This is a genomic window from Roseateles paludis (assembly GCF_039872745.1).
In the GTDB taxonomy this organism is placed as follows: Bacteria; Pseudomonadota; Gammaproteobacteria; order Burkholderiales; family Burkholderiaceae_C; genus Pelomonas; species Pelomonas paludis.
In genome coordinates this window covers 231,172-244,674 of sequence record NZ_JBDPZD010000006.1, presented here as the reverse complement: position 1 = coordinate 244,674, position 13,503 = coordinate 231,172, and the positions used below count along the sequence as shown (strand labels likewise).

General features: G+C 64.9%; 14 protein-coding genes. 1 reads left to right on the top strand and 13 read right to left on the bottom strand.

The annotated features are described in order from the left end of the window. Positions 1-4: 4 nt before the first annotated feature. From fcl (ABDJ85_RS18075) to gmd (ABDJ85_RS18015), 13 genes are all read right to left on the bottom strand, one after another. On the bottom strand, positions 5-943 hold the full coding sequence (gene fcl, locus ABDJ85_RS18075; protein WP_347706192.1) for a GDP-L-fucose synthase: 939 nt from the start codon (positions 941-943) through the stop codon (positions 5-7). A 57-nt stretch (positions 944-1,000) separates the two neighbouring features. Beyond that, positions 1,001-2,092 (bottom strand): acyltransferase family protein, encoded by a 1,092-nt coding sequence (locus ABDJ85_RS18070; protein WP_347706191.1) that lies wholly within the window; start codon positions 2,090-2,092, stop codon positions 1,001-1,003. Then, positions 2,076-3,197, bottom strand: a complete 1,122-nt coding sequence (gene gmd / locus ABDJ85_RS18065; protein WP_347706190.1) for a GDP-mannose 4,6-dehydratase — start codon at positions 3,195-3,197, stop codon at positions 2,076-2,078. Before gmd (ABDJ85_RS18065) ends, ABDJ85_RS18070 begins: the two co-directional genes overlap by 17 nt. A 5-nt stretch (positions 3,198-3,202) precedes the next feature. Further along, on the bottom strand, positions 3,203-3,901 hold the full coding sequence (epsI, locus tag ABDJ85_RS18060) for an exosortase-associated protein EpsI, B-type (RefSeq protein ID WP_347706189.1): 699 nt from the start codon (positions 3,899-3,901) through the stop codon (positions 3,203-3,205). Then, a complete protein-coding gene (gene xrtB, locus ABDJ85_RS18055) occupies positions 3,898-4,809 on the bottom strand; it encodes an exosortase B (protein WP_347706188.1) in 912 nt (303 codons plus the stop codon). The genes epsI and xrtB overlap by 4 nt, the downstream gene beginning before the upstream one ends. Before the next feature lie 27 nt (positions 4,810-4,836). Beyond that, entirely contained in the window at positions 4,837-5,673 is an 837-nt protein-coding gene (locus ABDJ85_RS18050) for a CpsD/CapB family tyrosine-protein kinase (RefSeq protein WP_347706187.1), read from the bottom strand. Between the two features lie 35 nt (positions 5,674-5,708). Then, entirely contained in the window at positions 5,709-7,142 is a 1,434-nt protein-coding gene (epsF, locus tag ABDJ85_RS18045; protein WP_347706186.1) for a chain length determinant protein EpsF, read from the bottom strand. 15 nt (positions 7,143-7,157) lie between these two features. Beyond that, complete coding sequence (gene epsE / locus ABDJ85_RS18040; protein ID WP_347706185.1) at positions 7,158-7,994, bottom strand: polysaccharide export protein EpsE; 837 nt, start codon at positions 7,992-7,994, stop codon at positions 7,158-7,160. Next, positions 7,994-8,962, bottom strand: a complete 969-nt coding sequence (locus ABDJ85_RS18035) for an EpsD family peptidyl-prolyl cis-trans isomerase (protein WP_347706184.1) — start codon at positions 8,960-8,962, stop codon at positions 7,994-7,996. Before ABDJ85_RS18035 ends, epsE begins: the two co-directional genes overlap by 1 nt. 204 nt (positions 8,963-9,166) lie before the next feature. Continuing rightward, entirely contained in the window at positions 9,167-9,898 is a 732-nt protein-coding gene (gene ubiE, locus ABDJ85_RS18030) for a bifunctional demethylmenaquinone methyltransferase/2-methoxy-6-polyprenyl-1,4-benzoquinol methylase UbiE (protein WP_347706183.1), read from the bottom strand. Between the two features lie 109 nt (positions 9,899-10,007). Next, positions 10,008-10,397 carry a gamma-butyrobetaine hydroxylase family protein gene (locus ABDJ85_RS18025; RefSeq protein ID WP_347706182.1) on the bottom strand — a complete coding sequence of 130 codons (390 nt, stop codon included), beginning with the start codon at positions 10,395-10,397 and terminating at the stop codon, positions 10,008-10,010. A 72-nt stretch (positions 10,398-10,469) separates the two neighbouring features. After that, positions 10,470-11,417: a GDP-L-fucose synthase gene (gene fcl / locus ABDJ85_RS18020; RefSeq protein ID WP_347706181.1), complete on the bottom strand. Its 948-nt coding sequence runs from the start codon at positions 11,415-11,417 to the stop codon at positions 10,470-10,472. A gap of 188 nt (positions 11,418-11,605) precedes the next feature. Beyond that, positions 11,606-12,721 carry a GDP-mannose 4,6-dehydratase gene (gmd, locus tag ABDJ85_RS18015; RefSeq protein ID WP_347706180.1) on the bottom strand — a complete coding sequence of 372 codons (1,116 nt, stop codon included), beginning with the start codon at positions 12,719-12,721 and terminating at the stop codon, positions 11,606-11,608. Positions 12,722-13,047: 326 nt separating this feature from the next. Here gmd (ABDJ85_RS18015) and ABDJ85_RS18010 point away from each other — a divergent pair, with 326 nt between their 5' ends. Next, positions 13,048-13,503 (top strand): hypothetical protein, encoded by a 456-nt coding sequence (locus tag ABDJ85_RS18010; protein WP_347706179.1) that lies wholly within the window; start codon positions 13,048-13,050, stop codon positions 13,501-13,503.

Sequence of the window (13,503 nt, the reverse complement as noted above, 5' to 3'; positions counted from 1 at the left end):
CGCATCACAGGCCGGCTGCCGCACGACGCTGAAAATCTGCGTACGCCAATGCGATGCCCTCGGGCAGCCCTGTCTTGGCGCGCCAGCCGCGGCTGGCCAGCAGGCTCACGTCCATGAGCTTGCGGGGCGTGCCGTCAGGCTTGGAGGTGTCGAACACCAGCTGGCCGGGGAAGCCCACCACCTCACAGACCAGTTCGGCGAGCTGGCGGATGGTGACGTCGGAGCCGACGCCGATGTTGGTGAGCACGTCTTCGGCGCCGATTTCCATCAGGTGGACGCAGGCGTCGGCTAGGTCGTCCACGTAGAGGAACTCGCGCAGCGGCGTGCCAGTACCCCAGACAACGAGCTCGGCGTCACCGCGCCGCTTGGCTTCATGCGCCTTGCGGATAAGGGCGGGCAGCACGTGGCTGCTTTGCAGGTCGTAGTTGTCGTTGGGGCCGTACAGGTTGGTCGGCATGGCGCTGACGTACTGCCGCCCGTACTGGCGGTTGTAGCTTTCGCAGAGCTTGATGCCGGCAATCTTGGCAATGGCGTAGGGCTCATTGGTGGGCTCGAGCGGGCCGGTGAGCAGGCACTCTTCCTTGAGGGGCTGGGGTGCGAGCTTGGGGTAGATGCAGGAGCTGCCGAGGAACATCAGGCGCTGCACCCCTGCGAGGTGGGCGCCGTGGATGAGGTTGGCCTCGATCATGAGGTTCTGATAGAGGAACTCGGCGCGGTAGACGTTGTTGGCCTGGATGCCGCCGACCTTGGCGGCAGCGATGAAGAGGTAGTCGGGCTTGTTGGCCTGCAACCACTCATGCACGGCGCGCTGGTCGAGCAGGTCCAGCTCCTGCCGGCTGGCGGTGAGCACGTTGGTGTAGCCGCCCGCTTGCAGGCGCCGCACCAGAGCCGAGCCGACCATGCCACGATGACCAGCGATGAAGATGCGCGACGTTTTATCCATTTGCTCGATTCCAACTTTCGATTGATGCATGAGGAGCCCGAAGACTCGGCCCGACGCTTAAGCCGGAACCTGTATCCCAGAACTGCGTCCTGCGAGCGATACCAACCATCGCCGCGCTGGCGCCTCGACAAAGCGATAAGTGAAGGCAGACAACGCGAGCACTACAACAACGATGAGAGCCCCGCGAGAAAGTAGATCCAACTTCGACGCCACCAAATTCACGGCCTTGATTACAAGGAGATGGTTCAGGTAGACGGAGTACGAGATCACCCCCAACCAAGCGACCGGCTTCCACTCCAGAAAGGTGACCCACCAAGATTGGTGAGCCGACGCAAGGCTCGCAATGATCAGCAAAGGGAAGACGAAAGCGACTACCCAGTAGTCCATGTATTCAGGTTTAAGCGCCACAACAAGTAGTACGGCAATCAAACCGGCCACCGCCGCCCAGCGAGAAAACCGCTGAGCTTGCTGTCTTACGCCATAGATCAAAGCGCCACAGGAGAATCCCACGGCGCAACGCAGCAAAGCCGTCGTCATGCCGCCAATCTTCTCCATGTGATAGTCGATCAATACCGAATGCTGGATCAATAACATCAGCCCCACTGCCCAGGCCAATGCGAACAATGGAGTAATGAACCGCTTGATAAGAGGGACGGCTAACAACAAGGCCCACAGCAAGTTGAACCAGAACTCTGCCGATATAGACCAAGCAGACGTGTTCCAACTTGGAGAGTCGGAAAAGCCTACCGCTTGCAGAAGCAGCAGATTCATGATCAGGCTGTAGCCCAAATCACCTTGAATGACCGCGTGCTTGCCGTAATGCCCAAGCACCAACTCAGCCAACGCCAGCACCGCAAGAGTCGCGAAGTGCAGTGGGTATAGCCGGGCCAATCGCGCCAAAGCAAACCTGCCAAAACTCCCTCGACGCTCGATTTGCTGGCCGTAGCGGTGCGTCAGAACGAAGCCACTGAGAATAAAGAACAGGTCTACCGCCAGGTATCCGCGCGCAAACCAAGCATGGAAGTATTCGACGTGATAGAGGACCACAGCGAGCGCAGCCAGCCCCCGCACACCGTCGAGGGAATGGACGTAAGCCCGCTTCTCCTCGACCGCGTTCGGCGAACTGGAAGCATCACTCGTTGTAGTCATACGCCTGGAAGCCGGCGAGTTTGACGAGGCTGTCACGCTTGGCGGCGGTGTAGTCGGACTGGACCATCTCGGCGACCAGCTCCTTGAGCGTGGTCTTGGGCACCCAGCCGAGCTTTTCCTTGGCCTTGGTGGGGTCGCCCAGCAGGGTCTCGACCTCGGTGGGGCGGAAGTAGCGCGGGTCGACCTTGACGATGACTTCGCCGACCTTGCACTTGGCCTTGTCGCCGGTGACCTTGGTGACGCGGCCGATCTCGTTGGCGCCCTCGCCTTCAAAGGCGACCTCGATGCCCAGCTCGGCGGCAGCAAACTCGACGAACTGGCGCACGCTGTACTGCACGCCGGTGGCGATGACGAAGTCCTCGGGATGGTCTTGCTGCAACATCATCCACTGCATCTCGACGTAGTCCTTGGCGTGGCCCCAGTCGCGCAGAGCGCTCATGTTGCCGAGGTAGAGGCAGTCTTGCAGGCCCAGCGCGATGCGGGCGATGGCGCGGGTGATCTTGCGGGTGACGAAGGTTTCGCCGCGCAGCGGGCTCTCGTGGTTGAAGAGGATGCCGTTACAGGCATACATGCCATAGGCCTCACGGTAGTTGACCGTGATCCAGTAGGCGTACATCTTGGCGACGGCGTAGGGGCTGCGCGGGTAGAAGGGGGTGGTTTCCTTCTGCGGGATCTCTTGCACCAGGCCGTAAAGCTCAGAGGTGGAGGCTTGGTAGAAGCGGGTCTTCTTTTGCAAGCCGAGGATGCGGATGGCCTCCAGCAGGCGCAGGGTGCCAATGCCGTCGGCATCGGCGGCGTACTCGGGCTGCTCGAAGCTGACGGCCACGTGGCTCATGGCGCCGAGGTTGTAGATCTCGTCGGGCTGCGTCTCCTGGACGATGCGGATGAGATTGGTGGCATCGGTCAGGTCGCCGTAGTGCAGCTTGAAGCGCTGGTTGTCGACGTGTGGGTCTTGGTAGAGATGGTCGACACGGTCGGTGTTGAACAGCGACGAACGGCGCTTGATGCCGTGGACTTCATAGCCCTTGGAGAGGAGCAGTTCAGCGAGGTAGGCGCCGTCTTGGCCAGTGACGCCGGTGATGAGTGCAACTTTCTTTTGGCTCATGCTGTTTAAGTCTTGCGGTTGAGGTTGATCTTGCCGACGACACGCTCGTGCTCCGGCTCAGGTAACTGAGCCAGCAACTCACGAATGAATCTGCTGTGAACTTGTATGGCTTCGGCCTGGTCGGGATTGATGGATGAAACTCGGACGAGCATCCCCTCAGGGATGAGGCGACGCAACCCATATCGGATCGAGACCAGGCGCCTTTGGGTCGCCGTAATCGTCGCTTCGTCGCCCATGAGCACCCAGTAGGTGATGGGTTCGACGCGTGGCCCCATCTTGGCGACCAACTGGCGCACGGGAATGAAAAAACCGGGCCTGACTTCAAGCCGATCATCACGGCCTGCTTCGACCTTGAACCCCTGAGTGGCGTAGCAAACATCGGGGATGTGCACAGTCAGGCCATCGGACTGATCGCCGCCGTATGCCACAGACAGCATCACCCGTTGACCTTTGGCGTTGAAGTAGGTTCTGGCCAGGGTCTGGTTGTAAATCTTGTCGATGACTGCCTGCTGATCAGGCGGCGGCACAACGACAGGCACGTTCTCATCAACACGCCACTCGCCAAAGCTGCCGGGGAATAGCTCCTCCAGCTTGAAGCCAGGGTGGAGGTCAGAGACACGAACGGTGGGGCGCGCCCACTCGGCCAGCGCCGCAGAGCCGAGCATTGCAGCAGAGCCAAATATGGCAACGCGGCGAGTGGTCATGCCTTGCCCAGTCTCTTGACCCGGCGCACCAGCCCGGTCATGCCGTGGTCAAAGGCCAGGATGAGGGTCAAGGCCACCAGGAAGAGCACCATGCCGGCAAAGCCATGCACAAAGCCTTGGCCGGCCTCGTCGCCAAAGTGGTAGGTCACCAGCACCAGGATGCAGACCCGAACGATGTTGGCCACGAAGGAAATGGGCACGATGGCGATGGCCATGGCGAGGTTCCGCGCCTTGGAGGCGTAGGACATGACGTTCATGTAGAGCAGGCCCAGGGCCTCCAGCGTGAACATCGAGTTGAGCCCGGCGCAGGCATCGGCCACCAGCAACTGGTAGGGCCCCACGGTCAAGACGACACCACTGCGGCCAACCGGATAGCCCAGGTGATAGAGCAACGCGCTGGCCACGGCCGAGACCGCTGACTTGAGCGGGGTGGTGACTGCAATGACCAGCGTGGCAGGCAGCGGCACCATGAAGAGCAGGAAGAAGAGTGGGAACCACAGCAGGCGCACGGCGGCCGGCCCGATCAGGAGCAGCAGCAGGGCGATGAGCACCGGGATCAGGGCGCCCATGCTGAGCAGCAACACGGCCTGTGAGCGGCCGAGCACGAACATGAGCAGGCCCAGGGCGAGCCAGAGCGACCCGGCCAGGGGGCTGGGGCTGGGTTCCAGTGCGAACAGCTCGTCCCGCTTGCGGTAGACCAGCCAGGCGGTCACCGCCAGGATGATGGGGCCATGGCCTTGTTCGTCACGCGTCCAGATGGTGCGTGCGACATCTACCAGGGTGGGCAGGAACAGCACGCACAGCCCCAACGCCAGCAGGCCAAGCGCCACCACATCGACGCCGCCAGCCGGGGTCAGCGCCCAGCGGGGTTTGAGATTGAGGCCGACGGGCGAGCGCTGAACTTCCATGGGGAATGCTCTGCCAGATCAGCAGAGTCAGAACTCGTTGACAACGGCGCCGAGCAATTGCACCGGGCTGCCAGTCAGGCTCGCCACCAGCTCCTGCAGGGCATCGACACGGTTCTGGTCCTTGCGGGTGAGCACGATGGCAGCACCGCACTTGCCGGCAACGACGCTGGCATCAGCCCCGTGGGCAGCGGCGGCGGTGTCGAGCACGACATGGTCGAACTTGGACACCAGCTCGCGCACGAGCAGGCCAAAGGCCGGGCGCTCGATCAGCTCCAGCGGGTTGGGCGGAATGGGGCCGCTGGGCAGCACGAAGAGGCCGGGGACGCCTTCGACGCTCTGGATGACCTGGCTTTCAGCGCGCCCCGAAAGCAGCGAGGACAGGCCGGCGGTGTTGGGCACGCCGAAGACCTCGTGCTGGCGGGGGCTGCGCAGATCGGCGTCCACGAGCAGGGTGCGGCCACCGAGCTGGGCGAGCGAGACAGCCAGGTTGGCGGTGAAGTAGGTCTTGCCGTCACCACGGTCCGGGCTGATCACGGCCAGGGCCTGGCGCACGCTGTCGGGCCGGTGCAGGCGCATGGTGACCTGGCTGCGGGCGGCACGGATGGCCTCAGCCTGGCGCGAGAAGGGCTGCACCAGGGTGACCAGCTCGGGGCTGGCACGGGGGCCATCGGACGAGGCGAGCGGGTAGTGGAACTGCTGCGCAAGCGCACTGAGCACGTCTTCCGGGCTGGCCAAGCCAAGGGTGACGGCCGCCTCGCCGAAGCGGACGCCGTGCTGGCGCTGGTAGGCCAGCACTTTCTCGACTTCGGCAGCGCTGAGATTGCGCGCGTCGCGGATGAGATCGCCAATGGAGCGGTCGTGCACAGCGGGGCTTCCTTGTTGGTTTTCGGTGCTCATGCTCAAGCCCCTTTGCTCAGGCCAGTGGCATGACCGAGCACCCGCTGCTGCATGAGATTGGCCTTGGAGGCCTTGCCGAACAGGCGGCGGCCATGCGCGGGCGGCAGCAGGCCGATGATGGGCAGCGCGACGGCTTGGGCCACATCCTCAGCGGTGCGGACGCGGCGGTCGAAGAGTTCGAGCGCGATGACGGCCGCCACGGCGAGCAGGGTGCCGGCAAAGACGGCGAGCGCGAGGTTGAGCACGACGCGCGGCGACGAGGGCTGCACGGGCGGGACGGCTTGCGACAGCACCGAGATATTGCTTTGCGTGGCCAGGCTCTCCATGGTGGCCTGGTTGAGGCGCTGCATGATCTGGTCGTACATGCGCTGGGCGTTCTCGACATCGCGCTGGAGGACGGTGCCCTCGTCGCGCACGGCCTTCATCTGCAGGATGCGGGCGCGCTGGGCCTCAAGCGCCGCCTTGACCTCGCCAACACGCTGCATGTTGATGTTGTTGGCGATGCCGAGGCTGCTGGAGACGCGAGCGATTTCGCCGTCGATCTTGAGCCGCAGTTCAGCCAGATTGGCGCGCGCTTCGATGACTTGCGGGTTGTTGTCGCCAAGGCGGGCGGTGAGCTCTTGCAGACGCGCTTCAAGGCGCGCCTGGTCGGCCTTGAGGCCGCTGACGAGCGGGTTGCCCAGCACTTCCTGCATGCGGTCGGCGCCTTGCTTGGCAGCCTTCTGGCGGCTGCCGGAGTCAGACGCCAGGGCCTGGAGGCTGACAACCTGGGTGGACAACTCGTTCAGCCGGGCGTTCTCGACATCGAGCCGCTCGTCAGTGGCGATGATGCCTTTGTCCTTCTGGAACTCGGAGAGACGGCCCTGGGCTTTTTCGAGGCCCTCGCGGGCCTCTTTGGCGCGCTGCTCGAAGAAGGAGGAATACAGGCGAGCGGGTTCGACCTTCAGCTCAAGATTGGTCTCGAGGTAGGCCTGCACGAAGGCGTTGGCCAGGCCAGCGGCGAAGCGTGGGTCGGCGGCCTTGTAGGAGACGTTGATGACGTTGGACTCGCGCGAGGGCTTGACGTCCAGCGCGCGCTGGAAGACGTCGCTCAGCCACTGCTCCATGGAGCCTTCACCGTTGGTGGCCGATTGCCACTGCTCACGCAGCTGCGGGTTCTCGGTCAGCTTGAGGTTGCGGACCACCTTGAAGGCCACGCGGTCGCTCTGGATGACGTCGATCTGGGTGGCGATGACGGCCGGGTTCATGCCGGAGTTGAACATCACGGCAGCCAGGGGGTCAGGCTTGCCCTGATCAACCACCACAGAGGCGACGGCAGTGTAGCTACGCGGCCAGAGTAGCGTGGCAATGATGGCGGTGATCACCAGGCCAAAGAACACGGCCAGCGCAAGGCGGTAGCGGGCCCGCAGGATGGAGAGGAATTGAACGAAGGTCATGGGGCGCCCTGAAACTCAGAAGAGACTTTCCTTGACATAGACCACGTCGCCATCCTTCAGCGACTCGTCCATGCCAGGCTGCAGCACTTGCACCTTGCCGTCGGTGCCCTTGCGGTGCACGCGGATGCCGCGCTCGGTGCCGCGCTGGGTGAGGCCGCCGCCGGAGGCGAGCACCTGCATGAGGGTCATGCCGCGCTCAAGGCGCATGGGGCCGGGGCGCTGAACCTCGCCGTAGATATAGACGAGCGGGGCGCGGTCGACCCAGAGGACATCGCCGTTCTGGATGGTGATGTCGAGGTCGCGGCCGTTGGGGGCAAAGATGGCGCCCAGCTCGACCTCAACGCGGTAGGGCTTGCCGTTGCGGGTGCCGGTGAGCACGAGCTGCTCGGTGCCGCTGGCGGCCACGCCGCCGGCGTTGGCGAGCAGGTCGGTCAGGCGCATGTCGGCCACTTCGATGGGGTAGCGACCGGGGCGATTGACCTGGCCGAGCACGCTGGCCTGGTTGCCCTTGACCTGCAGCAGGATGATGGTGACCTGCGGGTTCTTGACGAAGTTGCCGTTCTTGAGACCGTCGGCGATGAGCTTCTCGGCCTGGGAGGGCGAGAGGCCACCGATGCGGATGGTGCCGAGCAGCGGGTAGCTGACGGTGCCGGCCTCGGAGACGCGGGTTTCGAGCGTGAGGTCCTGGTTCTGGTAGACGACGACGCGGATGATGTCGCCGGAGCCGAGGCGGTACTCAGCAGCAGCGCTGCTGCCATTGGCCGCTGACTGGGCCTGCGCGGCCGGGCCAAAGGCCAGGAGCGTGGCGCCCAGCACCAGGCTGGAAAGAAGGGAGGCGGTGCGCTTGATCATCACTTGAGCCCCATGCCCTTGGAGATGGTGGCAGCGTCAAGGCCGCTGGCGGCCGGCGCGGGAGCCACGACGGGCGCCGGGGCGGCAGCCGCTGCCGACGCGGCAGCGCCGGGGCCGCCGACAAACTTGCCGACGTATTCGATGTTGGAGCTGTCGCGCAGGGCCTTGATGTCCTTCTGCACGGCCTCGGCCTTGCGCTGGTTGAGCAGGAAGGCTTCGATGGCGGGGCGGGCGGCGGCTTCGTCGACGGGCTGGCTGCGCGAGCCATTGAGCACCAGCACGGTCAGGCCGGCGGGGGTGGTCATGACGCGGGACTCGCCATCCTTGAGCTGGGCGATGGCGTCGAGGCTATTGAGCGGCAGCTGCTCGGCGGCACGCACGGCCTGGTTACCGGCAAAGCGGATGTCGTTGGCCTTGAGGAACTCGACAAACTCGCTGAGGCTCTTGGCCGCCTTGAGCTTGTTGGTGATGGTCTCGAACTGCTCGGGCTTGGCCTCGATCTGGATCTCTTGCAGGCTGTAGATGCGGCGCTCCTTGAAGAGCGCGGGCTTCTCGGCGTAGTACTTGGCGATCTCTTCGTTGGTGGGCTTGGCCACGCTCTCACCCACGCGCTCGACGTAGGCGCGGGCGATGATTTCGCGCTTGGCGGCTTCGATCTGCTGGACGACGCGGGGGTCGCGGTCGAGCTTTTGCTCTTGCGCCTTCTGGACGGCCAGTTCCTGGTCGATCAGGCGCTCCAGCACTTGCTTGCTGGCGGCCTCGGCCTGTTCGGGCTTGAGACCGGGCTGGCGCTGCAGCACGAAGTTGATCTGGTGGACGGTGATCTCTTCCTTGTTGACCTTGGCTGCGGTCTGCGAGGCCTTTTCGCCCTTGTCACCCCCGCAGGCGGTGAGTGCGGCAGCGGCGGCAACGGCCGTCAGGAGAGTGAAAAACGAGCGGCCAGGGGCGCGCAGAGCGGTGGACGTCATCACGTGGAAGTTCTCCGGCGAAAAGAGGCCCGCCTGAAGCGGGTTCGGGCCCGCAGCACTGCGGTCAGCCCATAGAGCGGACGAGTGTAACTACAGCCCTGTGACGGTTTGGCATGGCAAGTACCTCGACACAGGGGGGAACCCGTACTTCACCCCCCTAGCTTTGAAGTGGCCACGAGGCAGCGACCCCGGCTCGGGGTCAGCTCAGCACTTGATGCCGGCGTGCAGCGCGACGAGACCCGCCGAGAGGTTGTGCACGTCCACGTGGCCGAAGCCGGCCGTCTTCATCATGGCCTTGAGGGTGGCTTGGTCGGGGTGCATGCGGATGGACTCGGCCAGGTAGCGGTAGCTGTCGGCGTCACCGGCAATCCACTGGCCCAGCCTGGGCAGCACATTGAAGGAATACCAGTCGTAGGGCTTGCGCAGCGGCTCGGCAACCTTGGAGAACTCCAGCACCAGCAGGCGGCCGCCGGGCTTGAGCACGCGGGCCATCTCGGCCAGCGCGCGGTCCTTGTGCGTCATATTGCGCAGGCCAAAGGCCACGCAGACGAGGTCAAAGCCGGCGTCCTTGAAGGGCAGCTTCTCGGCGTCGGCCAGGCTGGTGGGCAGCAAAAGGCCTTCGTCGGTGAGGCGGTCGCGGCCCTGGCGGAGCATGGCTTCGTTAATGTCGGTGTGCACGACCAGGCCGGTGCTGCCCACCTTGCGGGCAAAGGCACGGGCCATGTCGCCGGTGCCGCCAGCAATGTCGAGCACCTGCTCGCCGGGCTTGAGATTGGCCACGGCCACGGTGTAGGCCTTCCAGGCCCGGTGCATGCCGCCCGACATGAGATCGTTCATCAGGTCGTAGCGGGAGGCGACGGAGTCAAACACGCCGCGCACCTTGCGGGCCTTGTCCTTCTCGTCGACGGTGGCGAAGCCGAAGTGGGTTTGAGTCATTGGAGCCCCTCGTCCGATGGGTACATCGACCGATCCCCCGAGGGGATGCCGGCCGGCTTGGGAGCGGCCCGGCGCTCGGCCGGGCTGGGCGTGAATCTGTGAGGCATGGCTAGTGCGACGTGCAGCCCGCAGCAGGCGCAGGCATGGGGGTGTCTCTCGTCACGCCGGCGGCGGCTAGGCGGGCTTCGTAGTCCGCCCAGAGCTGAGCTTGGTCGCGCCCAAGGCGGTAGAGATAGTCCCAGGTGAAGAGGCCGCTGTCGTGGCCATCCGAGAAGGCGGGCCGCACGGCGTAGTGGCCGACGGGCTCCAGGCCCAGCATCTGCACGTCGCGCTTGCCGGTCTGCAGGGTCTCCTGCCCGGGGCCGTGGCCCATCACCTCGGCCGAGGGGCTATAGACGCGCATCAGCTCAAAAGGGATCTGGAAGCGCGCCCCGTCATCGAAGGCCACCTCCAGCATGCGCGAGAACTGGTGAACCGTGATCTCGGTGGGCTGGGGCATGGCGGCAGTGTAAAGGGGCCACCCCCAATTGGCGGCTTCGACGGCTCGGCGGGCCAGCTGCCGCCGCTTGACTCAGGCTGCGCTGGCCTCTGTCGCAAACCGGTGCTTGAAGTCAGCGTAGGCCAGCGCGATGCCCTCGCGCAGCCCGGTCTTGGCACGCCAACCCCGGCTGGCCAGCAGGCTGACGTCCATCAGCTTGCGGGGCGTGCCGTCGGGCTTGGAGGTGTCGAACACCAGCTTGCCGGGGAAGCCCACCACCTCGCAGACTGCTTCAGCGAGCTGGCGGATGGTGACGTCGGAGCCGACGCCGATGTTGGTGAGCACGTCTTCGGCGCCGATCTCCATCAGGTGAACGCAGGCATCGGCCAGGTCATCGACGTAGAGGAACTCGCGCAGCGGCGTGCCGGTGCCCCAGACCACGAGCTCGGCGTCACCACGCTGCTTGGCTTCATGCGCCTTGCGGATGAGGGCGGGCAGCACGTGGCTGCTTTGCAGGTCGTAGTTGTCGTTGGGGCCGTAGAGGTTGGTGGGCATGGCGCTGACGTACTGCCGCCCGTACTGGCGGTTGTAGCTTTCGCAGAGCTTGATGCCGGCAATCTTGGCGATGGCGTAGGGCTCGTTGGTGGGCTCGAGCGGGCCGGTGAGCAGGCAGTCTTCCTTGAGCGGCTGGGGTGCGAGCTTGGGGTAGATGCAGGAGCTGCCAAGGAACATCAGGCGCTGCACCCCGGCGAGGTGGGCGCCGTGGATGAGGTTGGCCTCGATCATGAGGTTCTGATAGAGGAACTCGGCGCGGTAGACGTTGTTGGCCTGGATGCCACCGACCTTGGCGGCGGCGATGAAGAGGTAGTCGGGCTTGTTGTCCTGCAGCCATGCGTGCACGGCGCGCTGGTCGAGCAGGTCCAGCTCCTGGCGGCTGGCGGTGAGCACATTGGTGTAGCCACCGGCTTGCAGGCGCCGCACCAGGGCCGAGCCGACCATGCCGCGATGGCCGGCGATGAAGATCTTGGCGTTTTTGTCCATCTCAGTGGTTCAGTGCTGGTTGACGCCGTGTGGGCACCGGCTGTTCGGGCCGAGCGCCGGGCCGCTCCCAAGCCGGCCCGTCATGGCGATGTGCAGCGGCTCAATGCCGCATGCATCGCCGTCCCCTCGGGGGACCGACCAGGCTTGCGCGCGTTCAGCGCCGCAAGAATGGGCGAGGGGCTCCACGTTCACTCGTTGTAGTCGTAGGCCTGGAAGCCGGCGAGCTTGACGAGGCTGTCGCGGCGGGCCGAGGTGTAGTCGGACTGGACCATCTCGGCGACCAGCTCCTTGAGCGTGGTCTTGGGCACCCAGCCGAGTTTTTCCTTGGCCTTGGTGGGGTCGCCCAGCAGGGTCTCGACTTCGGTGGGGCGGTAGTAGCGCGGATCGACCTTGACGATGACGTCGCCGACCTTGCACTTGGCCTTGTCGCCCACGACCTTGGCGACGACGCCAACTTCCTGCTCACCCTGGCCCTTGAACTCGACAGTGACGCCAAGCTCAGCAGCGGCGAACTCGACGAACTGGCGCACGCTGTACTGCACGCCGGTGGCGATGACGAAGTCCTCGGGCTTGTCCTGCTGCAGCATCATCCACTGCATCTCAACGTAGTCCTTGGCGTGGCCCCAGTCGCGCAGGGCGCTCATGTTGCCGAGGTAGAGGCAGTCTTGCAGGCCCAGCGCGATGCGGGCGATGGCGCGGGTGATCTTGCGGGTGACGAAGGTCTCGCCACGCAGCGGGCTCTCGTGGTTGAAGAGGATGCCGTTGCAGGCATACATGCCATAGGCCTCACGGTAGTTGACCGTGATCCAGTAGGCGTACATCTTGGCGACGGCGTAGGGGCTGCGCGGGTAGAAGGGGGTGGTTTCCTTCTGGGGGATCTCTTGCACCAGGCCGTAAAGCTCGGAGGTGGAGGCTTGGTAGAAGCGGGTCTTCTTTTGCAGGCCGAGGATGCGGATGGCCTCCAGCAGGCGCAGGGTGCCAATGCCGTCGGCATCGGCCGCGTACTCGGGCTGCTCGAAGCTGACGGCCACGTGGCTCATGGCGCCGAGGTTGTAGATCTCGTCGGGCTGCGTCTCCTGGACGATGCGGATGAGATTGGTGGAGTCGGTCAGGTCGCCGTAGTGGAGCTTGAAGCGCTGGTTGTCGACGTGGGGGTCTTGGTAGAGGTGGTCGACACGGTCGGTGTTGAACAGCGACGAGCGGCGCTTGATGCCATGGACTTCGTAGCCCTTGGAGAGGAGCAGTTCAGCAAGATAGGCGCCGTCTTGGCCGGTGACGCCGGTGATGAGTGCAACTTTTTTCATGGGGACTTGTGATTGCCTCAAGGAAATGATGATGGGCTGAGCCGATCTGCGTTTGGCCTAAGCGGGCCCCCGCTTGAACGGAATACACCGCTGGCCGCGCTCGGTGGGCTGTGGCGCGTGGTCAGTGTATAGGGCAGCCCTATGAGCCCACCCCCTTCGAACAGCCTGCTTCATCGCACAAATCCGCAGTCTGTCGCACAGAACGGCAGATGGTCGGGCGGCGCTGGCAGCGCGGGCAACGGCTGCCTACGCTTCAGTCCATGGATCGACGAACCGAGCGGTCCACCCAGCAGCCCCGCGCTGCAACCGCCTTCAGGAGACTCCCCATGAACTTCGCCCGCCACCTCGCTCCCGCCCTTGCCACCCTGACCCTGGCCTGCAGCGCCACGGCCGCGATGGCCAGCAACCCTTCGCGCGACCTGCTGGCTGCCAGCGGTCCGGCGGCCCGCACCGATGTGCGCGCCGCCTGCGCCGGCCTGGACCAGCAGTTGCAAGAGCGCCTGGCCCAGTTGCGCCAGCGCACAGGCTTGCGCGAGGACGTGACGGTGCACTTCGTGCTAGACGGCAGCGAGGTGCGTGACGTGGACGTGGCGGGCGCGGCACCGATGGAAGCCCGAGTGGCAGTGCGCCGCGCGGTGCGCCAGCTGAGCTGCCAGGACAGCGCCGCACGCCAGGCGCCGCAGAGCTTCAGTTTCGTGCTGGGGGTGCAGGAGCGCAGCGCGCCGGCCCCGGACGCAGCACCGACGACGACGGTGCAACTGGGCCTGGCGCCCCAGCCCTGA

What these genes read in the sequence shown, in the direction of transcription:
- ubiE (WP_347706183.1), bottom strand. Translation starts at nt 9,898, where the DNA reads ATGACTCAAACCCACTTCGGCTTCGCCACCGTCGACGAGAAGGACAAG.
- epsF (WP_347706186.1), bottom strand. Translation starts at nt 7,142, where the DNA reads ATGACCTTCGTTCAATTCCTCTCCATCCTGCGGGCCCGCTACCGCCTT.
- xrtB (WP_347706188.1), bottom strand. Translation starts at nt 4,809, where the DNA reads ATGGAAGTTCAGCGCTCGCCCGTCGGCCTCAATCTCAAACCCCGCTGG.
- ABDJ85_RS18025 (WP_347706182.1), bottom strand. Translation starts at nt 10,397, where the DNA reads ATGCCCCAGCCCACCGAGATCACGGTTCACCAGTTCTCGCGCATGCTG.
- gmd (WP_347706190.1), bottom strand. Translation starts at nt 3,197, where the DNA reads ATGAGCCAAAAGAAAGTTGCACTCATCACCGGCGTCACTGGCCAAGAC.
- gmd (WP_347706180.1), bottom strand. Translation starts at nt 12,721, where the DNA reads ATGAAAAAAGTTGCACTCATCACCGGCGTCACCGGCCAAGACGGCGCC.
- epsI (WP_347706189.1), bottom strand. Translation starts at nt 3,901, where the DNA reads ATGACCACTCGCCGCGTTGCCATATTTGGCTCTGCTGCAATGCTCGGC.
- epsE (WP_347706185.1), bottom strand. Translation starts at nt 7,994, where the DNA reads ATGATCAAGCGCACCGCCTCCCTTCTTTCCAGCCTGGTGCTGGGCGCC.
- ABDJ85_RS18070 (WP_347706191.1), bottom strand. Translation starts at nt 2,092, where the DNA reads ATGACTACAACGAGTGATGCTTCCAGTTCGCCGAACGCGGTCGAGGAG.
- ABDJ85_RS18010 (WP_347706179.1), top strand. Translation starts at nt 13,048, where the DNA reads ATGAACTTCGCCCGCCACCTCGCTCCCGCCCTTGCCACCCTGACCCTG.
- fcl (WP_347706192.1), bottom strand. Translation starts at nt 943, where the DNA reads ATGGATAAAACGTCGCGCATCTTCATCGCTGGTCATCGTGGCATGGTC.
- ABDJ85_RS18035 (WP_347706184.1), bottom strand. Translation starts at nt 8,962, where the DNA reads ATGACGTCCACCGCTCTGCGCGCCCCTGGCCGCTCGTTTTTCACTCTC.
- fcl (WP_347706181.1), bottom strand. Translation starts at nt 11,417, where the DNA reads ATGGACAAAAACGCCAAGATCTTCATCGCCGGCCATCGCGGCATGGTC.